21 protein-coding genes, 1 tRNA gene and 1 pseudogene are annotated in these 25,410 nt (G+C 43.2%); 9 read left to right on the top strand and 14 right to left on the bottom strand.

What is annotated here, in order from left to right:
* Positions 1-199: 199 nt before the first annotated feature.
* From CLV59_RS09780 to CLV59_RS09740, 9 genes are all read right to left on the bottom strand, one after another.
* Positions 200-1,318 (bottom strand): AhpC/TSA family protein, encoded by a 1,119-nt coding sequence (locus tag CLV59_RS09780; RefSeq protein WP_111591852.1) that lies wholly within the window; start codon positions 1,316-1,318, stop codon positions 200-202.
* A 66-nt stretch (positions 1,319-1,384) separates the two neighbouring features.
* Positions 1,385-2,809, bottom strand: a complete 1,425-nt coding sequence (locus CLV59_RS09775; protein ID WP_111591851.1) for a TlpA family protein disulfide reductase — start codon at positions 2,807-2,809, stop codon at positions 1,385-1,387.
* A 68-nt stretch (positions 2,810-2,877) separates the two neighbouring features.
* Positions 2,878-3,849, bottom strand: coding sequence for a TlpA family protein disulfide reductase (locus CLV59_RS09770; RefSeq protein WP_111591850.1), 972 nt, complete (start codon positions 3,847-3,849; stop codon positions 2,878-2,880).
* Positions 3,850-3,866: 17 nt separating this feature from the next.
* Positions 3,867-4,736 (bottom strand): hypothetical protein, encoded by an 870-nt coding sequence (locus CLV59_RS09765; protein ID WP_111591849.1) that lies wholly within the window; start codon positions 4,734-4,736, stop codon positions 3,867-3,869.
* Positions 4,737-4,765: 29 nt separating this feature from the next.
* Positions 4,766-6,268, bottom strand: a complete 1,503-nt coding sequence (locus CLV59_RS09760; RefSeq protein ID WP_111591848.1) for a RagB/SusD family nutrient uptake outer membrane protein — start codon at positions 6,266-6,268, stop codon at positions 4,766-4,768.
* Between the two features lie 12 nt (positions 6,269-6,280).
* Positions 6,281-9,862 (bottom strand): SusC/RagA family TonB-linked outer membrane protein, encoded by a 3,582-nt coding sequence (locus tag CLV59_RS09755; protein WP_111591847.1) that lies wholly within the window; start codon positions 9,860-9,862, stop codon positions 6,281-6,283.
* 75 nt (positions 9,863-9,937) lie between these two features.
* On the bottom strand, positions 9,938-11,086 hold the full coding sequence (locus CLV59_RS09750) for a FecR family protein (protein ID WP_111591846.1): 1,149 nt from the start codon (positions 11,084-11,086) through the stop codon (positions 9,938-9,940).
* 50 nt (positions 11,087-11,136) lie between these two features.
* Positions 11,137-11,673 carry an RNA polymerase sigma-70 factor gene (locus tag CLV59_RS09745; RefSeq protein WP_170137698.1) on the bottom strand — a complete coding sequence of 179 codons (537 nt, stop codon included), beginning with the start codon at positions 11,671-11,673 and terminating at the stop codon, positions 11,137-11,139.
* A gap of 89 nt (positions 11,674-11,762) precedes the next feature.
* On the bottom strand, positions 11,763-13,832 hold the full coding sequence (locus tag CLV59_RS09740) for a carboxy terminal-processing peptidase (RefSeq protein WP_111591844.1): 2,070 nt from the start codon (positions 13,830-13,832) through the stop codon (positions 11,763-11,765).
* A gap of 126 nt (positions 13,833-13,958) precedes the next feature.
* On the opposite strand from CLV59_RS09740, the gene CLV59_RS09735 reads away from it, so the two are divergent.
* From CLV59_RS09735 to CLV59_RS09725, 3 genes are read left to right on the top strand one after another with little or no spacing between them, the layout of a single operon-like run.
* Complete coding sequence (locus tag CLV59_RS09735) at positions 13,959-14,141, top strand: hypothetical protein (RefSeq protein ID WP_111591843.1); 183 nt, start codon at positions 13,959-13,961, stop codon at positions 14,139-14,141.
* A gap of 1 nt (position 14,142) precedes the next feature.
* The gene (locus CLV59_RS09730) at positions 14,143-14,502 is read left to right on the top strand and encodes a hypothetical protein (protein WP_111591842.1); all 360 of its coding nucleotides are present in this window, start codon (positions 14,143-14,145) and stop codon (positions 14,500-14,502) included.
* A 17-nt stretch (positions 14,503-14,519) separates the two neighbouring features.
* The gene (locus tag CLV59_RS09725) at positions 14,520-15,482 is read left to right on the top strand and encodes an alpha/beta hydrolase (protein WP_111591841.1); all 963 of its coding nucleotides are present in this window, start codon (positions 14,520-14,522) and stop codon (positions 15,480-15,482) included.
* On the opposite strand, the gene CLV59_RS09720 is transcribed toward CLV59_RS09725, so the two are convergent.
* The 3 genes from CLV59_RS09720 to CLV59_RS29190 all read right to left on the bottom strand — a co-directional run bounded on the left by CLV59_RS09720 (position 15,479) and on the right by CLV59_RS29190 (position 17,808).
* A complete protein-coding gene (locus tag CLV59_RS09720; RefSeq protein WP_111591840.1) occupies positions 15,479-15,988 on the bottom strand; it encodes a nuclear transport factor 2 family protein in 510 nt (169 codons plus the stop codon). The two genes, CLV59_RS09725 and CLV59_RS09720, sit on opposite strands and share 4 nt — an antisense overlap.
* A gap of 254 nt (positions 15,989-16,242) precedes the next feature.
* The gene (locus tag CLV59_RS09715; RefSeq protein WP_111591839.1) at positions 16,243-17,073 is read right to left on the bottom strand and encodes a hypothetical protein; all 831 of its coding nucleotides are present in this window, start codon (positions 17,071-17,073) and stop codon (positions 16,243-16,245) included.
* A 165-nt stretch (positions 17,074-17,238) separates the two neighbouring features.
* On the bottom strand, positions 17,239-17,808 hold the full coding sequence (locus CLV59_RS29190; RefSeq protein ID WP_111591838.1) for a DUF1801 domain-containing protein: 570 nt from the start codon (positions 17,806-17,808) through the stop codon (positions 17,239-17,241).
* Positions 17,809-17,936: 128 nt separating this feature from the next.
* Between CLV59_RS29190 and CLV59_RS09705 the strand changes: the two genes are divergently transcribed.
* Complete coding sequence (locus tag CLV59_RS09705) at positions 17,937-18,143, top strand: KTSC domain-containing protein (protein WP_111591837.1); 207 nt, start codon at positions 17,937-17,939, stop codon at positions 18,141-18,143.
* Here CLV59_RS09705 and CLV59_RS09700 read toward each other — a convergent pair.
* Complete coding sequence (locus CLV59_RS09700) at positions 18,127-19,281, bottom strand: multiheme c-type cytochrome (RefSeq protein WP_170137697.1); 1,155 nt, start codon at positions 19,279-19,281, stop codon at positions 18,127-18,129. The two genes, CLV59_RS09705 and CLV59_RS09700, sit on opposite strands and share 17 nt — an antisense overlap.
* Before the next feature lie 120 nt (positions 19,282-19,401).
* On the opposite strand from CLV59_RS09700, the gene CLV59_RS09695 reads away from it, so the two are divergent.
* The 5 genes from CLV59_RS09695 to CLV59_RS09675 all read left to right on the top strand — a co-directional run bounded on the left by CLV59_RS09695 (position 19,402) and on the right by CLV59_RS09675 (position 23,396).
* Positions 19,402-20,112, top strand: a complete 711-nt coding sequence (locus CLV59_RS09695; RefSeq protein ID WP_111591835.1) for a response regulator transcription factor — start codon at positions 19,402-19,404, stop codon at positions 20,110-20,112.
* Entirely contained in the window at positions 20,096-21,454 is a 1,359-nt protein-coding gene (locus CLV59_RS09690; protein WP_111591834.1) for a sensor histidine kinase, read from the top strand. The genes CLV59_RS09695 and CLV59_RS09690 overlap by 17 nt, the downstream gene beginning before the upstream one ends.
* 107 nt (positions 21,455-21,561) lie before the next feature.
* Entirely contained in the window at positions 21,562-22,047 is a 486-nt protein-coding gene (locus CLV59_RS09685) for a hypothetical protein (protein WP_111591833.1), read from the top strand.
* 17 nt (positions 22,048-22,064) lie between these two features.
* Positions 22,065-22,982, top strand: coding sequence for a bestrophin family protein (locus tag CLV59_RS09680; RefSeq protein ID WP_111591832.1), 918 nt, complete (start codon positions 22,065-22,067; stop codon positions 22,980-22,982).
* A 340-nt stretch (positions 22,983-23,322) separates the two neighbouring features.
* A tRNA-Asp gene (locus CLV59_RS09675) sits at positions 23,323-23,396 on the top strand.
* Positions 23,397-24,144: 748 nt separating this feature from the next.
* On the opposite strand, the pseudogene CLV59_RS29430 reads toward CLV59_RS09675, so the two are convergent.
* A pseudogene (locus CLV59_RS29430) lies at positions 24,145-24,969 on the bottom strand (recombinase family protein); the annotation flags it as partial.
* Between the last annotated feature and the right edge of the window lie 441 nt (positions 24,970-25,410).

The raw sequence follows: 25,410 nt of genomic DNA, 5'->3' as shown, positions 1-25,410 counted from the left end.
AAGGTAATAAATTGACGTTAGTCGGCTAACTATGAAAATAATTTAGGGAGACACGCATCTGATAGCCCTAAAACCCTTTCCTGTAGAGCAGATGGAGGGCAGTGCAGTTGTCGTCTCCCTAAAAAATACGGCAAAGACGTAAATAAAAAGGCTATCTCATTTCCTGAGATAGCCTTTAATCGTATGGTCGGGTTTTCAATTATTTCAGCACTTCTGCTAATTTTTTCTCTAATTGCTCGCCAGTTCCCAACGCAATAACTTTTCCGTTAGGATCAACGAGAAATGCAGCAGGGATCGCCATTACGCCATAATCTTTTGCCACCTGACTCTCCCCTCCTTTCAGATCAGACACCTGTGCCCATGGCATTTTTTCTTCAGCAATTGCCTGGAGCCATTTATCTTTCTTATCGTCCATTGATACAGACACGATCGTGAAACCTTTATCTTTGAACTTATTGTAGGTAGCGGTTAAAGCAGGAACTGCTTCTCTGCATGGCTTACACCAGCTAGCCCAGAAATCCACCAATACATATTTACCTTTATAATCGGCCAGGGAGATTGTTTTCCCATTCATATCGTTCAATACGAATGCTGGCGCCGCTTTATCCAGCATACCCAGAATTTTATCACCTCCGAATACATTGGTAGACATTTTCTTGATGGTAAAGGTATTTTTCACTTCCGGCCCCATTTTCACCATCAGATCCTGGAATTCGCCTTTGCTCAGTTTTTGCCCGAAGTTGGCATTTATCAGGAAAGAGGCAGCACCTGAATTTGGATGCTTCATGATCCAATCCCAGCTAGCCATCAGCATAGGTTGTTCCAACTTGTTCACTTCCGTCTGCAATGCATTTACAGCGTCCTGATCTCCGAGGTTGACAGCCGTTTCCAGCTTCTTGTACAACGTTTCTCTTTTCGCTTCTATAGGTGCATTCATAGAGATGATATTCTTTTGAATATCTACCCAGTCGGCTACAAATGGGCTTCCGGTATAGGTTGCATCTTTAAAGTATGGACCATTACCGGTGATATTCACTTTACCTGCTTCCAGGTACATGAAGGTTCCATGCTCTTGTTTTCCACTGGTACCTACCTGCAAGATATAAGTAGTACCACCTTCTGACATATCTCTGTCAAATCTGAAATGTCCATTTTTTACTACAGCGGTATCTATATGCTGTGGCAGCGGAGCCCACAGGAATACGCTATCTCCTTCTGGTAATCCTTTTATGGTTACATCCAACTGTAATCTTTTTTGTGCGCTGGCGCCCATTGCAGTACAAAGTGCGAGGCCTAAGAACAGTCCTTTATTTAACATGGTATTTATATTTAAAAATGGATAAAAAATGTTTTTGAATCTTATGCAGTGGTAAGTGACAGTCGTTTATTTTCTTTTCTGGTAACAGTTCGCGATCTTTTGATCAAAGCCTTCTACCAGTGGGTGTCCCAGGTTACCGTTCATGATGTTGCCATCCTGATCAATGGCTACCCAACGGGTGATACCTGTCATGCAGTAGCGTTCAACGAAAGCTTTGCCTTGCGGATCTGTTCTATCGGCTGTAAGAAATAAATTATTTGCGCCATCTATTTTATGCTCCACAGAAAATTGTTTCAACTTCGCACGATTGGCTGAGGAAGGATCTTCCCAGGCGATCGTCAGGAAGATGATATCTTTTTTGTCTTTATATGAGTCGGCCAGTTCTCTGAAATGTGGCAGGGAAGCTACGCAGCTGGTGCACCACATTGCCCAGATGTCCAGGATAACGATTTTCCCTTTCAGATCAGACAAGCGAACCACTTCTCCTTTATCATTTTCCAGCGCGAAATTATAAGCTGGCGTGCCAGGTGTCATTTGTTGATAGGATTGATAGAGGGAATCCAGCGTACGAGTTGCCTGAGGGTTGTATTTCACCGCTTCCTTGATAAGCGGATATATTTGTTTCATATCAGGCGTAAAGGCATTCGTCCGTCCTTCCAGGGCCAGCCAGTCGATACCTACTCGCGTTTTTATCCTGTTCGCTTTGCACAGCAATAAAATTTCCTGTGTCTGAGTGGCCTCTGTCATAATGCTGTCCTGCATCTTTCTGCCAGTACACCACAGATGAGTGGTTTGGCGACTTAATTCATCATCTCCAATGGCAGAGAGGCCGGGAGCTGCAATGTCGAATCCGGATAAGTACCAGTCGCCTATTTCTTTTGTGCGGGCCAGTTCTTTGTGTGCATCCAGGAAATTGAATTTAAAGAGTAGTTGTTTGCTTTGTTCAAAAGATTGTAAAGCGGCTAAGTTCTCAGGATTGATCACTTTCGCAGCGCTGATCAGTTTAGCTACTTTGGCAGTGGTAGCGGTGATGAAATCAGTAGCTTGCTGCGTAGTGGTAATGGCAGTTAAATCTGCTTTGCTATACAGGCTATCGATCTGGTAAGGTAATACTTGTCTTGCACCTTCTTTTCCGCTGCAAACAGGTCTGAATCTGCCTTGAATGACTTCGGTTCCGCGGTATAAAGGGAAGAGCTCCAGGTTTACCTGATCGCCTGCATTCGTCAGTAATGAACAACCATTGAGAGACATAATCTGCGTAGCAGCAGCCAACGGCCTTGAGAAAACAGCAACAGGCTTGCTTTTATCCAGGAAGAACATTTCTCCTTTACACAGGTCCGACTTACTGTCAAGCGTATTCAGGTTGATCATTCCGGAATAAGTTGGCAAGATATTTACTTTTACATGGAGTGTTGTTACTGGCGGAGTGGTAGCATACGTTAGCGTATGGCATAGTAACAAGAACAAGAAAAAACGTATAGCCTTCATCATTCAGTATTATGGTTTAAATAAAGGCAAGGGGTTAACAAAAAAGGGTGAATTGAAAAGGAGAATTTTTTCTACAGCATAGTAGCAATTTTATCCCGTAGGGTGGCTTGTTCTGCCTGGTCCATTTTATTAGAGCTTAGGTATACAATATGACCGGATTTGTCGATCAGCATTACTTTGGTAACGCTTCCTATATCTCTCACAAAATGATAGAATATTTTGCCGTCTTCGTCTTGTACCAGCGGGTATGTTATACCTGTAGCACTGGCTAATTTTCGTATAGTCGCCGGCGGTTCCTTCAGGTCAACGCCGAATACTTTCAGGCCTTTGCTTTTAAATGCCTGCCAGATATCTTTTTCCAGGTGGGGCATTAATTCGCGGCATACGCCGCACCAGCTGGCAGTGAACTCCAGTAACACTACCTGTCCGCGTAACTGCGACATAGTGTAAGTTTTCCCATCCACTACTTTTAGTTTAATATCTCCCGGCACCAGATCTCCTATTCTTGCTTTATAATCCCAGTAAGGAGGATGATTTGCTTCATCGGCACTTTCTTCTATCTGACTCATTAGTTTGAGAAAAATAGCAAACATTCCTTCTGGCAGGCCCGTTGTGAGTATGTCTGCATGTCTGCCAATCATGATTGTCTTTGGCAGTTGGGCAACGCCATAGTCTTTAAAAAAGGAATTTTTAAGCGCCTCTGTAATTTTCACATTGAGTAGTCTTGATTTATTGGGGAAGACGCCTGGCGCTATAGGCTGAGTGGTTACTGCCAGAAAAACAATGGATGTATCTTCCTGGTATTCCTTTACTACCCTCTGCATGGTGTCCAGTACATGACTGTTTTTATCCTCGTTATCCCAGCAATAGATGACCACCATTTTCCCTTTGAAGTCAGATAATGTTATCTGGCGGCCACTGGTGGTGCCGAGGGAAAACGGAGGAGCCGGGGAGCGAAAAGCAAGTAGGTCCTTTCCTGCCTGCGCATCACTTTCGCCCATGCACATAAGCAGTACGATCAGTGTATAAATAAGGTAACGCATGTTTGTTGATTTAATGTTTAAGGGAGTTCGCCTATTGCCTGGAGGTCAATTCCCAGCTCTTTATAAAACCGGATGACAACATTATACTTAAGATTCACCAGGCCTTTAGTATCATAACTAGCACTTAAAAAGGTTGTATCCAGATCAGCCTTTGTATGAGATGTGATCATCCCTACAAAAGTGGCGAAGTCCCATGCCTCATTACGTTCAATAGGAATTAAAAAATTCACATCTGCGACCTGTCCTATTTCGCCTAAGTTCCAGCCAGCAATGCTGGTATAAGAAGGAAGTGTATACTTCAGGTAATCATCCGGCAATTTCAGTGCTCCTGATAACAACGCCTGTTGCGTATATGCCATATGCATGAAACCACGCAATTCTTTTAATCTTTCAGGCGTTTGTTGTAGCAATGTGCTATCTGTCCATCCGATTGCCATCATGGTTCTGGTGGCATAAAATCCGGAGTAAGATCGGTGCAGTTCTCTAGTGACAGACTGATAAAACATAGTATCGATGGCGGCAGAGAGCAATATCCTGAATGGCATGGTTTTCTGGAGATAGGTTTCCGGATAATAATTCAGGCATTGCGATTTAAAAAACTGCAAGGTATTGGCAACATAAGCAGGATTGCCCACTTTAGCGCTAGCATCCAGATATCTTATGAAATCAAATCTGAAGTCTTTTTCATTAAAGTTATACAGGATATAAGAACCATACTTTTTATGAAATGCCACAATGGAATCATCATAGGGTTGATTGCCTTGCGGGAGTACATAAAAGTCTGGTACTTCTGTCTTTCCCAGTTTTTCTTTATGGCAGGCGGACATTGACAGCAGGAATAGCGGCAATAATCCTATTATGATTATACGTTGAATGATCGTACGCATAAAATCGTTTTTTTAAAGATCGTATAGTGTTATTCAGGTTGTCTAAGGCTTCCTAGCTGTGGATTCTGCGAAAGTTTGAGATTGCGTAATAATACCTCATTCGGTATGGGTATTACATACTGTGGATCATGTTTCTGCAGTGTGAACGTTTGGATCATGCCCTGGATTGGCTGATAATAATGTTTAATGGCAGGCATACCATATCTTCTCAAATCCATCCAGCGATGAGCGCCTTCCCAGCATAATTCGCGGCGGCGTTCATCTCTGCACATTTGCAACAGTTCTGCTGCCGGACGAATGGTCCATGGTACAAAGTTGGCAGGATCGAACCGGTATTGACGGAGCGTATTCAGACTGGTCAGCGCTTGCTGCGCAGCGGTGGCATCACCTTTCGTTTTATATAGCTGGATATAAGCTTCTGCTCTGTTCAGATAGGCTTCTGAACTGCGCCAGCTGCTTCCCATATTTACCTGCCCTGCAGCATTTATTGCCTCCAGGGTAAATTTACTCAGCATAAAGTCTGTTGCGAAGTAAGGTTTCCATTCAGGAGGAACGTTAAGGAAATAAATTCCATTTCTGAGATCGTTGGATTCATAGGTATTTGCCAGATCGTGTGAAATACTGTAAGCGCCAGTTGCTCCCATCGGCGTTTTTTCTGCCACCGTGCCATAATACCAGATAGACTCAACATTGCCAATCCCCAGGATGGGTTTTGTAGACACATCAGGATATCCCCAGTTTTGCAGATTCATCAGCTGCGGATGGTAAGCGAGTACGTAATCGGCATGTTCAATTACTTTATCCCATTGTTCCATATACAGATATACCCTGCTTGCCAGCAGATGTGCCGCCACATGGGATATTCGGAAAAGTTTCTGCTCTGTTTTATTTTTCCCCAGATAATAAATAGCGCTATCCAGATCAGCAGTGATTTGAGCATATACTTCCTTAACTGTATTCCTAACTGGTAATTGATCTGTCAGGTCGGCATCTAATTTCAAAGGGATACCAGGACTTTGATCCGGCGTCGTTGTGGAATCATTATAAGGTTTGGCATAGATGTTTACCAGCATAAAATTATAAAATGCTCTTAAGGTAAAAGCTTCTCCCTTATACATGGCTTTTTCAGCGGCGGTACCATTGGAATTATCCAGGTATTGAAGTGCCACATTGGTACCAAGAATCAACTGATAATAGGCTCTCCATGAATTAAAATTCATTTTCTCTACGCTGCCGGCACGTGTGCAGACATCAATAAAATCTGGTTGCCATTGAAATGCGCCCGCATTTGTTGTAATGACCGCTAGTTGATCAGACAATGAGGGTCCGTTATAACACTCCACATCATCATCCATTAGCGTTAAATATGGCTGCAGGAAAGTGAATGTGGTAGGATATCCATTGGTATACAGGATTTCTCCAAAATCTTTGGCTGTTTTAGGAATGACATCGGTTTGGGACTGTTCTGCCAGAAATTTCTTACAGGATACCAAACCTAATGCTAATACGGCGATAATTATGCTATTTCTCATACGCGCATTTTTTTAAAAAATCACATTCATATTGAATCCATATTGCCTTGTTAGAGGCAAAGCAGAGGTACCCACTCCGTCTATTTCAGGATCCTGCCCCTGTAACGCTTTATTAGCGATGGTAAACAGGTTATAAACAAATAATCCGGCAGAGATATTTTTCACTCCGATTTTAGTCACCAGCGGTTTTGGAAGCAGGTAACTGAAACTCAGTTGCTTACAACGAATAAAGTTGTTGCTTACCACCCTATAGTCGGATTTATCGTAAGCTGAGTATAGGTTATCCGGGAAATCAGGAATCGCAGTGTTGGTTGTCTGGTCAACAATGGCAGGAATATTCGTTCTGTTCTCATCGCCAGGTTTACGCCAGCGGTCCAATAATGCTTTGTTCACATTGACAAAAGGATTAGGCACACTCGCAGTACCAGCCACCTGTGGATTCAGTGTATTCAAACGTTTATGCCCTCCCAGCGAATAGAAAAGCAACATACTGGCAGAAAAGTTCTTATACCTGAAAGTAGGTGAAACCCCTCCTGTGATGACAGGTTGCATTTGGCCGGAATACACCAGGTAAGTTGATGGATCGCCTTCCATATAAGTTTTACCATTCAGGTTACTGAAAGTAGGCGTCCCATTGACAGGGCTCAATCCTGTATACTTGTATGAATAAAAACCACTAATAGGTTTGCCTGGAATAAATGCCTGCCCATTCAGGTAAGCGCTGAAATCATTTTGGAAATCATTTGGCCCTACTTCATTGAAATTTTTGCTATTATTAAAGGCGATTATCAGATTAGTATTTTTACGTCGGATTACTTCCACGCTGAGGTGGAAATCCACTCCCCTGTTGAGGAGTCTTCCCGCATTTTTGTACATCACATCCACTCCATACTCATATGGAAGCACTTTGGTCGCTATCAGGTCTTTACTACGTTTCAGATAGTAATCACCACTTACATTCACTCTGCGATCGAACAAGGAAAGATCAATTCCAAAGTTCCACTGAGCAGTTTTTTCCCAGCGCAGATAGGGATATGGCAGGCTTTTAATTCCCAGCAACGGTATACCTGTTGCAGGATTAATATCTGTTCCTACGGGCGAATAGGTCGCGATCAGCTCAGGCCCTACCGCTGTTACCACATTTCCTTGTGTGCCAAATGTTGCTCTTAGATCCAGTCCACTGATTAGACGACTGGTTTGTAACCATGATTCATTCCCTACACTCCATCTGGCCGATAATCCATAGTTGGGCAGGAATTTAGCATTAGAATATTGTCCAAATCTGTTGGACCCATCTGTACGTATGGTTCCACCCAGTACATATTTATTATTCATGCTGTAGGTAGCCGTCCCAAACATTCCAAGCGTATTGTTGGTAGTTCTGGTAAGACTATGTTTACTTTGTAGAAACAAGCTTTTGGAGTCTGGATAGAAGCTCATTCCTCTGTCAGGATAATAGCCCGGTTCAACAGAAGATTGCCCTTTTATTTGGCTGGAGCTGATCTCAGTACCACCAGAGACGATAAACTGATCTCTGTTGTTAAAAAAACTGGCATTATAGGTCAGCATATTACGGGTACTATATGTCAGTACATTTTGATTGGCCAGATTAGCGATACCACCATAGGGCAGGTTTGATATTGCAATTTGTTTATCAGTAGGAACATAGTCTAAGGGCCAGCCACGTATTTGAGAGATATATCGGCTGCCCTCATAAGCTGCCGACATAGATTCAACTGCATCTGTGATTACGCTGGATACATTCTGGAAGTACAGGCCACTCATGATTTTATAATTCAGCGTTAAACTTGTCAGGAGAGATCCTTTACTGTTGGTATTCTCGGACTGGGTCAAATCATTCACCATATTGAAGGTGATAGGGGGCGGAAATGGCAGCGCAGAAAAACCAATATCAGCTGGCCTTACCGGATAAACAATATTAGGATCCAGAATCCTGGAAGTTTGCAGGGCATAACTCAATACGCTTACACCTGAAAAATATCCACGCATTTGTGAATAATTAGCCATGAGATTAAAATCAAAAGACAATCTTTTTCCTGCTTCTGTATGTAGGGATAAATTGGCAGTATAATTTTTATTACCATCCAACTGGGCGGCTCCTCTATTATCATTGTAGCTGATGGAGCCATGGTAGGTAGTTTTGCCAGCGCCTCCATCTATCTGTAACGAATGGTTCATACTAAAGGCATTTCTGAATAATACCTTAAACCAATCTGTATTTTGTGCTCCCAATTTAGTAACGGCCACTTTGAACTGCGTTTCTGTAATCTCTCTGGCATAGAGCGCCTGAAGCAGTCCTTCATATGAAATGCTTTCTTTAAGGCCGTCATAAGAGTTCAGCGCCAGGCCATCTTCATGCATTTCCTGGGATAGCTGTACTCTTTGCTGGGAGTTCATGAGGTTTAAATTGCGATAGGATGGACGTTGCTGAAAGGAATAACTGGTGTTATACGAAATCTGCATAGGTCCGGCCTTCCCTCTTTTGGTGGTTACTACAATTACCCCGTTGGCAGCGCGTACACCATATATTGCAGTAGCGGCAGCATCTCTCAGAAAAGTGATGCTTTCAATATCATATGGATTTATACCACTGATCGCATTTCCAACCAGAGAGAAGTTACCTGTCTGCGCATCAGATAATACGTTATTCAATTGGGTAGTAGAGATATCCACCGGGTCAGGTCTTACCACATTATCTATCACCCATAACGGGCTTGGATTTCCAACGAAAGTAGAGGTTCCTCTCATGCGAATGGTTGGTCTTCCGTTTACACTGCCCGTAGTATTTATTATCATGAGGCCCGGAACTTTACCCTGTAACATTTTGTCCAGCGAAGAAACGCCAGGCTGGATGATATCGGCCGCATTCAGTTTAAAAACTGAGGCGGTAGACATACGGGCATCGATTTTCTGATAACCGTTTACCACTACTTCCTGAATAGCCTGTGCAGCGGTATCCAGTCTGATGACCACCAGATTATCACTTGCTTCGTTCATAGTAACCGTACGTATGGTTGTTTTCATACCCAGCATGGATACTCTCAGTTGCTGGTGCTCTTGCATTAACAGCGAGAACAAACCATCGGGCAATGTAACGGAACCATCCTGTGTTCCTACTACCTGTATAGTAGCCCCTCCCAGCGGATTATTAGCGGCATCCACCACACGGCCTCTGACTGGAAAACTTAACCTTTTATCAGGGTTGGCTTTGGGCTTATCCGGATAGATAAGGATGCCACCAAAGTACTCGGCGAAATCAAGACCAGAATTGCTAAGTACGCGTTCCAGCAGTTGTTTTAATGTGCCACTTTGCTGATCCACCGTAACAGCTGGCGCTTTCTTGACCTGATCTGTATTATAAGTGAAGCGCACGCCGCTAATAGTACGGATTTCTTTTAAAACAGTGGCTAAAGGCTGATTTACTGCCTTGTACTTGATCTTAGTATTCAGTGCCGGGTTGTCCTGCGCAAGCAATCTGCCTGTTAGCAGGAAAAATAGGGATAGCAGCAGTAGCGGCATGGCACAGCCTTGCATAACCCTCCTGCATGAAGGTAAGCCCATCATTTTTTTCATTTTGGTTTGATATAAAGATTAAACTCCCTGTCTGGCCTCACATAAGAATAGCCAGCTTTGTTTCTACCTGTTTGTTCATTGTCCTGCCGGTGCAGTATGCGTTACATAGATTGTTCTGCCTTGTACCCGGAATGAAATTTCGCCGTTGGTAATCCTGATCTGATCCAGCACCTGTTGTAAATTAGCAGGTCTGTTCATATCCAGTGTAAAATTCAATTTCTCTAATGATGCATCCTCAAACTTAAATTCATAATCAAAGCTGCGGCCCAGACTATTTACTATGGTTGATAAATTAGATTCTTCAAAATAGATATCTCCATCTTTCCAGGCGGTAAAGCGTCTGACATCTACTGTCAGTTGCTGCAAATCGGCCGTCTGTGCGTGATACACGGCCTGTTGTCCGGGCAACAGTATCACATTTTTTCCATTGGCGGTTGCACTTACTTTACCACTGGTCAGTGTAGTTTGTATGGTTTTAGAATTGTATGTATTTACATTAAAAGAAGTACCTAAGACATTCACTGTTACATTTTCAGCATGTACCCTGAACGGGCGTTGCGCACTGGCAGCCACGTCAAAATAGGCTTCCCCTTGCACGGTTACTTCTCTGGACTGGCCATTAAAGGCCGCGGGATAAATCAGCACAGATCCCGCGTTTACCCATACCTGCGTACCATCGGCAAGGGCTATACGCGTTTTATTACCTCTAGGCACAACCAGGGTATCGTATTGTACTATTCCTGGTTCCGGTCGAGTACCAGCATCGTAGACAATTCCTGTACTGCCGGCTTTAATCGTAGTCCCATTGATACCTTGAACGATGGTACCAGTGCTATCCAATGTCAGCACTTTGCCATCGGACAGTTTTATTTGAATGCCATTTTGTGGTTTCAGATCTGCTTGCGCAATAACAGGCAGCTGTTGCTGTTTCGTTTGTTTATGTTGGAACCACCATGTACCAGTGCCTATCGCCAGCAGGGACACTGCCGCCGCTACTGTCAGTCGTCTGCGCCAGCTCACCTTTAGCCGCCGTTTGTCGCGTGCTGCTACAAACCGCTGCCATCCTTCTTCTGTAGGGAACTTGTCTGCCACCTTTACCCTGCGCTTCATTTCTCTCGCGGCATCTAACATAGCCAGCTCGTCTTCATTCAGCGCTGAAGTATCTGCATTTTCCAATGCATCCAGTAGTTTATCCCAATCAATGTCGTTTCCTGGTGTATCCATAACGATATATACTAAAGGCAACCATCTTTAAAAAAAGGGTGAAGAGGAAATTATTTTTTTTCAAAAAATAATAATATCAGGACGATACAGATGATCATCCACTCACACTCTTTTCTCAGAAACTGGTAGGCTAGTTTAATTTGTGTTTTGACAGTATTAACGGAAATATTTAGCTGATCAGCGATATCCTTATATTTCAGGTTATCGCGGTTACTCAGTAAAAATATGCGTTGCCGTTGTATGGGTAAACGACCGATAGCCGCCCATAAGGCGGCATTTCGTGTCTCTTCCAGTTCTTTATCCTCTTCGGCCGGCGGTATCTCCTCATCAGGAAAACTGGAAGGGTCGTTAAATATTATTTTACCTTTTTTCTTCAGGTAGTTCAGACAGGCATTACGTATCGCACGCGTGGCATAGCTTTTAAAATTTTGTGTAATCTGAATAATTTGTCGCTTGTCCCAGCAATAGAGGAAAAAATCCTGAACAATATCTTTGGCAGTATCTTCATCTTCTACGACATAGTAAGCAGTTGCGCATAAAAAAGAATAGTGCGTACGGAAAAGCTCCTCAAAGGAAGCCGGTTCCATCGAATTTGGTTGATACATATTCCATTGCCCCCTCCATTAATTTATCAACGCAAAATAGACTAAAATCCGGATTTTTTCTATATCACAGGCTATTTGACCGTCATATCCGTCAGGACTTCTACTGTTTCGGCAAGATATCTATCGGTACGGCAATTGTTCATCCATTCTTCGTATTTAGCTAGTTTGTCTGGTGATGGTTGTTTAATGGAAGTGCCTTTGATAGCCAGTTGTTGATCAGCTGGCAGTTTTAATGCCTTATCAATGGCGTTATTATAAGATTGGATTTCGTTCTGTTGTTTTTTAAATGCATTCTTTTCAAGACTGAATACAATCCCCTCATGTGCCTTTAACCAGGCTACATCCCGTTTCACTAAATTAAAGGCAGTGTCCTGATCAATCCGGCGCTGCGCCTTTACTGCGATAGCTTGCAATGCCTCTCCAGTGCTGGTAGTCATATAGTAAGCCTTCGGAATAGAATCAGATAAGAGCGCCGATTCGTTGTCGCGTTCCCGTATTTTGGCAAATTGTTTCTTGCTTGGGAAAATGATATCAGGTATAACGCCATTCAGCTGCGTAGTGCCGCCGTTGATACGGTAAAACTTCTTGATAGTGAGCGCCAGGGAACCATAGTTGACATCAGGAATACCTTTCTCTTCATCTCCTAATTTACCCATTGGGTAAGTATTCTGCATGGTACCCTTTCCGTAGGAAGAAGGACTGCCAATTACAATGCCGCGACGATAATCCTGTATGGCCGCTGAAAATATTTCAGAAGCGGAAGCGCTACCTTCGTCAATCATAACCGCCAAAGGCCCGTCATACAAGGGAACATCCCCGTTCTGGATACGATATGACTCAATATTTGCTCTGTCTTTTCCCTGTACTACCGGCCCTGTTTTTACAAAAAGTCCGGTCATTGCTACCACCTGATCCAGCGATCCACCCGGATTACCTCTGAGATCAATTATAATTCCATCTACTTTCTCTGCTTTTAATTTCTGTACTTCTGTTGCGATATCTGCCGCACAACGAGCCCCCTCCGGACGTTTGAAATCATAGTAAAACTCCGGCAGCTGGATAAGTCCCAGTTTCTTTTCGCCTTGTGTAATCACTGCACTCTTCGCGGCATTCGCGTCTTCCTTAATCTCTCCCCTTTTTACGATTACTATCTTCTCCACCCCGGAAGCTTTGCGTACCAGCAATTTCAAAGAAGTATTATTCTCTCCGCGAATCATCTTTGATACCTCTACAATGCTCATCCCGGAAATATCCACCATTTTGCCATTATCGTCGCTCAGTTGCAGAATATGATCATCTACGCTGAAAAATCCACTCTGATCAGCGGTACCGCCAGACAACACTCTTTTAATAACAATAGCGCCATCTTTCGTTGATAATTCCAGGCCCAATCCATAATACCGATGAGACATCATCGATTCACGTATTCCAGCATCCGCCGGCGCCATATAGGAAGTATGCGGGTCCATTTCTAATGTGATCGTATTCATATAGGCACTAAAACGATCATCTTCAGCCGTGTTGGCGAGCAGATTTTTGAAAAGTCCGTCGATAGCTGCCAATACGGCTTTTCTGGCTTCCTGTTCGGCCACTACATCACTTTTCGTCTTATCCTGCTGCTGAATTTCTACCATTTTCTGCAAAACCTGGTATTTCAAACTTATACGCCATACTTCCTTTCGGGCGGCAACATCCGATGGAAAGGCAGCCTGGCTGCGATCAGGCTGATAGGTTTCATTTTCCCTGAAACTCATTGGCTTGCTCAGTAACGCACGATATACCGGTTGTAATTCCTGCAAACGCTGCATGGATATACGAAAAATAGCGTTGAAATACTCAAGGGACGGCGTCTCCAATTCATCATCTATCTTTGTTTCATATTGCTGTAAAGCCACTATATCCGATTGGAGAAAAGTACTTTTATTGGCATCTAACGCCTGTAAATATTTCTTCCAGATTATTTTTGAAAAAGCATCGTCCAGCGGTTTAGGAGCATAATGCTCTTCCCGGATATGCTTCATCACCAAACGAATCGTATTCTTCCGGTTTAGTTCTTTCTGTTCATCAGTGTTATTATTTGCAAAAGCAGTTACCCCTACTGCCAACAATGGCAGAAAACCCCAGTATTTAGCAATTGTCATATAGTTCTGTTTGTATGATACTGCTATTAAGGCAACATCACCTGCAAAAAGGGTGAAATACCACTTCGAAATTAAATTAGGCCATTTGTACTATTTTTTAGTACATTTGTACTAAATATAAATAATATGTTACCAGAGGAAGAAAAGGAACAGACGCTATGGCAACGTATCCGGGAGATGGCTTTTCCATTAAAGCCAACGGATAATATAGTGCAGAAGACTTTAAAAAATTCCGCCTTTTACATGGCAGCGCTGATGGTAAGTCTTGTTACGCTGGCATTGGCGGCGGCCATTACTTTTGTGTTGTAAAATGAAAAAGCTGTTTGATCCACTGTTTATCGGCTATTGTGTGATATGGATAGTCATACATAGTTGCAGGCGCTGGGGAGCACCGATTCCCTGGCTGAACGGACAGCTGACCGATTTTATAGCCGTGCCTGTTATCGCGCATCTGGCGCTTACTTTTACTCGTACGGTGGTTTTGAGAGACAGCCAGTACACGTATCCACTGCGTTACCTGCTATTCATCGCCCTGTATACCACCATTGTTTTTGAGGTTGTCATGCCTGCGTTTTCTCCAAAATACACCGCGGATATCCTCGATGGAGTTGCCTACCTCTGTGGCGCTTTGTTTTATCATTTTGTACACCAGCGATTCCAGAAGGTTTAGTATATTGGATATACGTTATGAAAACTATATTCGCTATACTGCTACTGAGTGCCTGTGCCCTGGAAAGTATTGCCCAGCAAACATCCGGCATTACGCATATCCCTGACACTTCTTTTAACAACTCGTCCGCTTATCGTAATGCCATTAAAAAATGGCCGGAGATCCGCTTAGCCCCGGATACGCTACCTACAGGCGTGGCGATGGACACCAACATAACTTATTATAATCATTTACAACTGGATGTTTTCTATCCTACCGGAAAGCGTCGACCTTTACCGGGCGTGCTGATCATCCATGGCGGCGGGTGGAGAAGTGGTAACCGCCAGCAGCATCGTGCCATGGCGGCACAACTGGCTGCGAAGGGATACATTTGCTATGCACCATCGTATACGTTATCCACGGATGCTTTATTTCCGACGGCGATACAGGACCTGAAAACAGCTCTCAGATGGATAAAGGTGCATCATAAAAAATGGAATACTGATACGACCCGTATTGCTGTTGCAGGCTTTTCAGCGGGCGGACAGTTAGCCGCCCTCATAGGAAGCACCAATGGTTTTACTGCATTGGAGCATCCGGCGAAACTGAAAGCCAGTAGCAATGTACAAGCTATCATTTCTATAGATGGGATACTCGCTTTCATTCATCCCGAATCTGCCGAAGGCAACGACAGTAAATCCACTTCTGCTGCTACTTACTGGTTCGGCTATACGAAAGAAGAACAACCAGACCAATGGCATGCGGCATCTGCCCTTAGTTACGCCAACGCACATACGCCGCCAACATTATTTATCAATAGCTCCAATCCCAGGTTCCATGCCGGCAGAACGGATTTTATCAACATACTTCAAAGTGCAAATATTTACACAGAAGTACATGAATTCGACAATACGCCACATACTTTTTGTCTGTTCGAGCCATGGTTCTCACCCACTATTCAATACATGTCTGCCTTTCTGGAAAAGGTTTTCGCCCGTTAATTCACCTCCCGATGATCATAACTCATGATGCGGGTCATTTTCCATTCGCCATTCTGCAACATCCATAGATGAGTGAACCTGGCGATACCAGTGAGTCGCTCTGGTTTTCCATCTTCTGATACATAAAACCGGTGTTCGCCGGAAATGACTGCACCATATACTTCATGGTTCTTTTCCAATTCATATACCTTGACGGTTCCAGGAACCGCTTCTCTACGCAGTTTGAATTTCTCTCTGTCTTTACACAGATTATCCTTCACAGAGGCTGTTAATGCGGGTAATCCAAACAACGGACCACCTACGTCATGGAAGAACTCCACATCTGAAGACAGATAGGACTGAAACCTGTTGATATCACAGTTGTTGTACGCGTTCCAGAAGAGGCTGTCGCAACGCAATATAAAAGCGGAAACATATACTGCTTTAGGCTGACCGGCAGAAACGTTTACTGATACTGTCATAGCCACCAGCAATAAAAAGAGTCCGCCGAAAATTTGCTTATACATAGTTATGAGGATTATATGCCAGATTTTACAGAAACAGTACCATCTTTTGTCATATTACCTAAAACAGCTACCATAAAGGATTTAAGCAGATACAAGCATGGCAGAGGCGGGTGATTTTCTGTTCAGTTCCGGACAAATTCTACTGGAAGCGGACAAACCGAATATGGGGTTAAGTCAGATATGAGGGCGCATAAAAAGGGAGAAGCTGCCTTAAATGACTTTAAGACAGCTTCTCCCTTATTTATAATTATGGCTTACTTTTGAAAGAATAGTTTCTTAGGCGCCTCACCTGTCAGCTCGCAGCGCAGGGTAGCTCCATTGTTTGTGAGTTTCGTAATTTCTCCGGCTCCTTCTACTACTGTACAAACCGAGAAATGTTCATCTTCCACACGGGAGATCACAATTTTTCCAATGGTTCTTTTACGATTGATTTTACGACCATCCACATTTACCTCTACATTTTCATACACTTTAAATTCATCTCCTTCCTTTACTTCCACGGCTTTACCAGCGGTCAGCAATACTTTGGAGGCATCGCCGTAGGTATTTTTCTCTTCGATGGAAGCAATGGTGGCAGTCAGTTTGAAGTTGTCGCGGATGAATTTGTCCAGGCGAGTGCGGATACCCATCAGTGCATCGTTAAAAGCGTTCTTGCCTTTTCCGATATTATCGAAATTGCTGGAAGCTACCAGTTCGCCGGTGTTTACATCCATTATTTTCACATTGAAAATAATTTCAGCCTGCGGCGTAACGGTAGTACCTAGTACTGGTACTTTAGATTGTTTCTGATCCTCAATGACGCTCACGATATTTCCCAGCAGAAGGTATTGTGCATTGTTTTCTTTCATTTCGGTAATGGCGCCGCTTTCGGAACCTACTGCTTTCACTTTCTCCATTTCCCCTCTTTCCACCAGGTCGAAACGCTTACTGCGGAGGAATGCGTCTTCCACGGTATTTTGAATAGATGCCTGGTAAGTAGTGCTGTCTTTCCCTTTAAAAGTGATACCAATCAGCGGTTTGGTTTGTGCAAATACACTGGAGGTCATTACTAAAGCTATGGCGGACAGGATAATGTTCTTCTTCATGATTGATGGCCTATATTTTTTTGAGATGCTAGCGTCACTATTTTTTGTTGGCAAATAATTTTTCTTTCTCAAATGTAGCTCAAAAACGTATAGTCCCTTCAGTTATTATACCGCTTTCTGTTTCACCTGGCGGATTAGAAGAAATTTAACACTGTTTTAAGAATATCAGCTTTTGAAAGACAGCCCCTTTTCTTCTAATGCCTCCCGCATTATAGGCAGGGAGGATTTGCCCATGCCATGTAACTGCAGTATATCCTTTTCTGTATAGCCGGATAATCGTTTTAAAGTAGTAATGCCTGCTCCTGCCAATGCTCTGCATGCGGGGGCCGACAATCCGGGAACCAGGGAGTCACTTTTCGTTTTTTTCACTTTTGCAGCCGCTTTTTCTTCATTTTCTTTTACCCTGAACGCTGTGATGGTGGTGATTAATTCCAAGGGCATAGGCGCATCAATGGGGAATTGAACAGCGCCTTTGGAAGTTTTATAGGAAGACAACTCCTTTTCGAAATGGCTAATCCCTGAAGAGGCAGGATAGAAGCCAATATGATGCGCATAACCGGCAAAATGGACAAGATTACCATGAAGCGCGAAAGTAGGAATGCCATAGCTGATTTTCTCTTCCGCCTTTGGAGCCACTTTTTTAATGGTACTCCTTACCTCTTTCAAAATTTTCTGCACTTTGGGCGGGAAAGTCGCAATATAGGCATCGATAGTAGTGACATTTGGTCTTTCCATAACAGATCATTTATACCTGAAAATTACAGCTTCCCTGGCAATATCAGTGGGGGCAGATCCGACAGAATCAGGGTATTTTCAGCCAGTCCCAGCCTTTAATCAGGTATGATGCTTGTGGCCAGGAAGATATGCCTTCTACTGTCATTGCCAGTTATAGCTACTCCAATAAGGAGCATGTCCTGAGAATTGTTTTTCAGTCAGGCAGCGTGTATGATTACCTGCATGTTCCTCAGAAGATATTCCAGGCGCTGAAGGCTGCCACGAGCAAAGGGACCTACCTAAATCAACATATCAAAGGTCATTTTCCTTACCGGCAGGTCAACGATATACTTTGATGAGATGTGAGCGAAGCGAGTCTGCAACAGGCTGCTGTTGTCCGCTGGCCAGCAGGGTAATCACTCCGGACGGCTGTTCTGGCATATGGCAGTTGATACATTTTTCCTGTAAAACCTGCATATCTGCTTTTTGTGTACAGAAGTTCGTACTTCCGGGCTGGTGGCAGCTCATACACTTTTTCGTATAGGCGGTCAGGTCATTGCGTTTATCCTCATGTGGATCATGGCAGGTGGTGCAGGTCAGCTGATTACTCATACGGAAACATTTGCTGGCAGTGAGTAACTGGTATTGTCTGCCATGTACATCATTGGCCGATTGCTCGGCGGGAGTAGCAAAATAATCCGCCATAATATAGTCAGACAGCCGGTCGCCGGGCCTGAACTCGAACAAGTCGCGCTGAGGCGTTTTCAATCCGGCATGGCATACGGCACACATATCCACTTGTTGTTGCCGGGAAAGCTGGCCTATGCGGGTAATGGCATGTGCCGTCTTTTCATCGGGGTATTGCATATGAAAGGCCACATGTTCCTGCGCAGGTCCGTGACAGCGTTCGCAAGTGATACCAAACACCACTTTATTTTCCGGGAAAGATTCCATTTTCCGGACGCCTTCAAAACTGGTTTCGAACTTTACATAAGAGCTATGGCAGCCGAAACAAGAGCTGGCGATCTCCCGTTTATAATAGGGATAGGTTGCAGGGAATCCCGGGCTGTTTGCCCAATTCATCACAGGCCTGAACCAGGATAAAGGCAATTGAAAGTATTTATTGTCGTGCCAGGAGAGATAGGTCTGTGCCTTGCGTCCCTGGCCGATAGTAATATCAAAGGTAGCCTGCTCGCGGAGTTGACCATTCAAGTAGGCCGACTGGTAATAACGATTATTATTTTGTTCCATTTTGACCACTACGTTTCCTGGAAAAAGGAAGGAATCATGTGGAGCGATGAATTTACCTAAAATCGTATGTGCGTCAGCGGGAGCGCTGGCGAAAGCGTGAGCAGAATGCTGATGTGCAGCAAATGCGGAAGGGTGGCAACTGGAGCAGGACGCATCTCCCGAAAAAGCATCTCCTCTGGGGTCTGCTTTTTTGCCTATACATTGGGATAATATCAACACACCTGCAACAATACATGCGGTCAAATAAAACGAACGTTTATACATAACGGGGAATTCTCATCGAAAGATAATTTTTTTCCTGAAATGCATCCGGGAATTCTGACAATTCGGATAGCTAATTGCAATCCCCTATATTTGTTCAAGATGAAATTATTACTCATAGAAGATGAACCAGCTGTAGTATCCGTGATTACCCGCGGACTGACAGAAGCCGGATATGAAGTCTCCGTAGCGCCGGATGGCGCCACAGGCTTGAAACTGGCCCTGGACAACCATTCTTTCACACTCATCATCCTGGATGTGATGTTACCAGGGCTCAATGGTATTGAAGTATGTAAAGCCATTCGAGGGGCAGCCATCGCTACCCCCATTTTGATGCTGACCGCTTTGGGCACTACAGAAAACATTGTGATGGGCCTGGATAGCGGCGCAGACGACTACCTCGTAAAACCCTTTAAACTGGCGGAACTGGAGGCAAGAATCCGGAGTTTGCTACGCAGGAAGAGTAATGCAGCCGTACCAGTTATTAATAGTTCCTTATTGCAGATGGGGAATCTTTCTTTGGATACAGATACCAAAGCGGCCACCCGCGCAGGCAACAACATTCAACTGACAGCAACGGAATACCGACTGTTGGAATTCTTGTTGAAGAACCCACGCAGGGTGCTTTCCAGGATGGAAATCCTGGAGCAGGTATGGGGCATCGACTTTAATATGAATACGAAGGTGGTAGATGTTTACATTAATTACCTCCGCAAAAAAATAAATAAAAACAATCAGCCAGAACTGATACAAACCGTAACAGGACTGGGTTACATGATGAAGGAGACTACACCAGATGAAGATACGGCATAAAATATTGACAGTATTTGCAGGACTTACCTTATCTACCATTATGGTGATGGGGGCATTGGTGTATTATTTCGCCAATCAGCATTCCTTTGAGGACTTCTACAAGCGCCTGGAAATACGTGCCTATCTGGCTGCCAAAGCCACTCTTCCCTATTATGAATCCGATTCTGTCATCTATAATGAAATCCGGGAGGAACATCTGGAAAAACTACCTGCCGAAAGAGAATATTTTTTAAAGGTGGATAGTAGTGGAAAGATTCAGGAAGACAGTAGTCTCGCCCTGCCAGTTTCCTTTTACCAGAATGTGCTCACGCAGCACAGAGGTACTTTTCGGGAAGGAAATCGTTTCTATGAAGGCGTACTCTATAAATCGAAACAAGGTTTATATATCGTGATTGTATCCGCCATTAACCAGTACAGTGCAGAATATATGGCCTGGTTACGGAAGATATTACTTATCTGTTTTACAGTATCTGCAGTAATATTGGTGGTAGTGGGCGCGATATTTTCCAGGTATATCCTGCAGCCCATACGGCGTATCATGACGCAGGTACGAAGTATTAGTTCGCGGAATCTGCATCTGCGGCTGGAAGTACACAAAAGTGGCGACGAGATCAATGAGCTGGCTGGTACATTTAACAATATGCTGGACAGGCTGGAAACGGCATTTGAAACCCAGAATAACTTCGTCAGTAATGCATCTCATGAGCTGAGTACTCCGCTGACAGCCATCATCGGAGAGGCAGAACTGGCGCTCAATAAGGACCGCAGCCAGGAAAGCTATAAATATGCCATGGAGAACATCCTGAAAGAAGCAGGCAGATTAGAGCATATTACTAAGAGTTTGCTCCACCTGGCACAAACTGGCTTCGATGGCAAAAAGCAAGACTGGGATCAGGTTAGAACGGATGAGCTGCTGTTCACTGTGAAAGACACCATTGATAAGATGATTCCCGGTAGCCATGTAAACATTGACTACAGCCTGTTTCCGGAAGAAGAGGAAAAGCTCACAGTGAAAGGCAATACACAGTTATTGGAGCTGGCGCTGAGTAATATTGTAATGAATGCTTGTAAATACTCCAATAATCAGCCAGTATCTATTGCGCTGGCGGCTACAGATAAGAAAGTAATAATAATTGTTAAAGACCAGGGGATCGGTATCCCTCAGCAGGATATTCCTTATATATTTTCTCCATTCTTCCGCGCGTCCAATACGGGCCTGTTCAAGGGTTACGGCATCGGTTTACCACTGGCTATGAATATCATACGCATGCATAAGGGAGATATAATAGTTAATAGCCAAGTAAACGTCGGAACTGAGATCAGGATTGAGTTACCGCTGTAAACGGGGCGTTTCTTACCGTTTTCTTACCACATTCTTACCATCTTTTAACCCGCTTCTTACCGGCTTCTAACCAGGTACGCATAGTTTTGTATTCAAATGCAACAGCTATGAAAAATGTACTGATTCCAACAGACTTTTCGATTCGATCTCTCGGTTATGTACACAGCGTAGTATCGCAGTATCCGGAAGAAATGATCAATATCATTTTCATGCATGCCTTACGTATGCCTGATTCAATTTTCGACCTTGTCACCTTCACGCGTAACAGCAGGCATATAGACCTGATTACGGCCGATTTCAAGGATGGTTGTGAGATTATCAGGAATAAATATGCCTCCAGTGTACGTCAACTGAAAGTGGAATTTTTCCACGGCGATACCGGTGTTGCATTTAAGAATTTTTGTATTGCCAACAATATAGATGTGATTTTACAACCTGCCGACCTGGAATATAATGCCCCAGGGAAACGCAGTTACAATCCTGCCAAACTGATTGCCAAGTCTAAATTCCCTAAGCTGAATGCAGTTTTACCGGGAAGCAGGAAAATTGTTGTAAAAGCGACCATCTCATCGTTGTTACTGGCATCTGAATAACCCATAAACAGTATTATATGCTGCTCAAAAAGAACATTCCATTTGGATATGTATTTGGCAAGATTAAATATGAGATCCTGATAGTATCCATCTACAGTATGTTAATTAATATGCTGTACTATCAGTATAATATGAAAAATATCAGCATTCCCATAGCTGTACCTATGGTGTTGGGAACGGTGTTGTCGTTATTGCTGGCGTTCAGAAGTAATCAGGCTTATGATCGTTGGTGGGAAGCGCGCAGCATATGGGGTGCGATAGTAAATGACTCACGTTCTCTGTCCAGACAGATATTAAGTTTAACAGCAACGGCTTATCCATCAGAAGAATTAGAACAATTCAGAGAACGCTTTATAAAGCGGCAGGCAGCATGGTGTTTCAGCCTTGGTCAGTCATTACGCAAAACGGATCCGGTAAAGGGGCTGGAGCGATTGCTGACACGGAGAGAATTGAACTATGTGATGAAGTATGACAATGTACCGGCTGCCCTGTTGCTTTTACATGGAAAGGATATCAAGCTGGCATTGGAAAATGAGTGGATCAATAGTTATCAACAGGTATCTATTGACGCTACGCTGAGCCGACTTTGTGATGCGATGGGTAAATGTGAGCGTATTAAGAACACCGTATTTCCTGCAACCTACAGCTTGTACACGCATTTTACCGTGCTGTTCTTCATTCTGCTGTTACCGTTTGCTCTTATAGATTCCTTAGGGTTTATGGAGATTCCGCTGGTGATCGCGATATCCGCCTCTTTCCTGTTGATTGAGCGTATGGGTATCAGTTTACAGGATCCTTTCGAGAATAAGCCAACAGATACGCCAGTGACTACCATTGCGCGTACTATTGAAAGAGACTTGCGTCAGATGCTGCATGAGCAGTATGAAGCGCCGAAAGAAGATATACTAGATGGTCCAAAATACTATGTATTATAGCCAGACAATTTGTGCAAGGCAACAAATTATAGCGTTAAATAGCAACCCCGGTTTTCACCGGGGTTTTTTATTTTAGTAACTTATCCCTGCATTATTGCAGCATTTTGTTCCTCCAATAGCCCTCTCTCCAGCACTTTTCAAAGTTTTTTTCGGGTCTTCCTGAACAGGACGCTACATAGCAAACACAGCCTACAACCCAATACAGTAGCGGATTTCACAAAAACAATCAAGCGTAATAGATTTACAATTAAGCGGTTAGAAAAAAATAATTTGAAGAAATTTTCAAATTCCTTTTGGTAAAATCATTTTAATTGTTCTATATTTGCAACCCCAACGGGAAGGATTGGTAGTTCAGTTGGTTAGAATGCCGCCCTGTCACGGCGGAGGTCGCGGGTTCGAGTCCCGTCCAGTCCGCAAAAAGGGACAAATCATCAGAAGGATGGTTTGTCCCTTTTGCATTTTCGGGGGTATTACCCGACAGGTGGGCGATGAGCGCGAATATTTCATTTACTTTTCCGGTTCGAAGTACCTCATTTTTGCGATCATAGACGATTCCTTCTGGGAATATGAGTTTTTGCAGTTTCTCTTTCATACCAACATCACTGGAATGCCATACCATAGGCAGTTTAGAAGAAAGTGATAGTGCATATTGAATAGCTTCTTCCGGGTTCGAAATGCTCAGCCTACATTTATCCAATTGGGTGGCTATATTTTCGCGTTCCTTAATATAACGTGTGTAAAACTTATCAAAAGTTTTCTGGGGCATCTCCTTTAGTACATAACGGCTTTCTTCCAGGCTATCTATCTTTTTATCTATTTCCCTTAACTGGCTGGTTAGAATGTCTTGTTGTTCCAGGTTACCCTTGTTCATTTCGTTATATTCAGTGATAAGTACTGATTTGAATGACTTTATTAGCTCTTCTTGTACACAATACCTGTTTAATAGCCCCTCAAATAGTTCATGCATTCGTTTAGCGCTTTTATTGCACTTACAACCATCAGTACGGCATTTATAGTACCATAGTCCTTTGGCCTTTACAACATACCCTGTAAATGGCTGGTGGCACATATTACATTTGATAAATACCTTTAGTGGCAACGCACTATCTTCTTTTTTGTGTGGTACACCATAACCAACGGAACCCGTATGAATATTATTCACCTTTAAAAAGATTTCCGGGCTAACCATCCTTTCATGCTCACCTTCCATTATTTTCCCTTCTAACAATCCATGATTGATAATACCACAATAAAAGGGTCTCTTAAAGATTTTGGTAAGTTGTTGTTTATACATCTTAACACCCATAGCCCTTAGTTTCAAAATGATTTCCTCATTTTTCATTCCCTCCGATTTCCAGATAAAAGCCTTTCGTAACTTTTCCCCCACTTCATTTACAACAATCTTTCGTTGCCCATTCGTTCTCACAATATCATACCCTTGCGGAGGTTTACTGACCCAGATACCTTTATCAAATTTCTCTTTCATGCCAGCCATTGCCCGTTGCTTACGAAGCTGATTGTCATATTGGCTGAATATAAAATGAATACTCTGCTGTAATACACCACTCGGATTAGATGTGTCTGCCGGCTGAGTAACCGCAAATACAGTGATGCCATACTTATCCCTTAACTCTTCCGCCAGTTTTATAGCATCGCCACCAGTCCTGGAAAGGCGATCGAGGGTATAAACCAGCACATGACTTACTTTTCCTTTATGCTTCTTAATAAATTCCAACATTCTCATAAACTCCTTACGGCCATCAGTTTTAGCACTTTCGTAGGTGCCACCAAAATAACCAATAACAGCAAGATTACTCCGTTGTGCATAATCTTCGATAGCTTTCCGCTGAACATCGAGGCTTAGATTATGATCTGCCTGTTCCTTGCTTGATACACGTGTATAAACAATTGCAGCTTGGTCGGTTATTTGGGCCGCCTTTTTCTTTGAATAGTTACCAAATTGGGCAAAAACATTTAAACTACTCATGCAGCTCGTTTTTTAGGCATTAGGGGTAAGTTGACAATTTTCGTATTATTAGCTTCTGGCATTTGCACTAATAACAGAATCCTCGCAAATACGCGAAGTGATTCCATAATTTGAGAATTTTGTTCATACCCCAAGTCTACTGACATCATGTTATGAGTATCCATAGTAGATGAAGACTCTGACGATGTATGAGATGTTGCGACGTTTGGTGACACTTCGGAGATATTCCCTTTATCCATAACGATGAACTTAATTTAGGCCAATTATATTCATAGTACTACTTGGAGTATTACGTTAAACAAGACTATTGAGTCTCAATAACATACTTTCACATCAGTGTTGCTTTATGTGGAGTTATGCTCAACAATGCCTAACAGCGAATACCTACCTACAGAAACGATAGCTTTAAAAACTAATTCTTCAGTAATGCGATTTACCATT

The organism is Chitinophaga dinghuensis, from assembly GCF_003259435.1.
Lineage (GTDB): Bacteria > Bacteroidota > Bacteroidia > Chitinophagales > Chitinophagaceae > Chitinophaga > Chitinophaga dinghuensis.
This window is presented reverse-complemented; position numbering and strand designations above follow the sequence as displayed.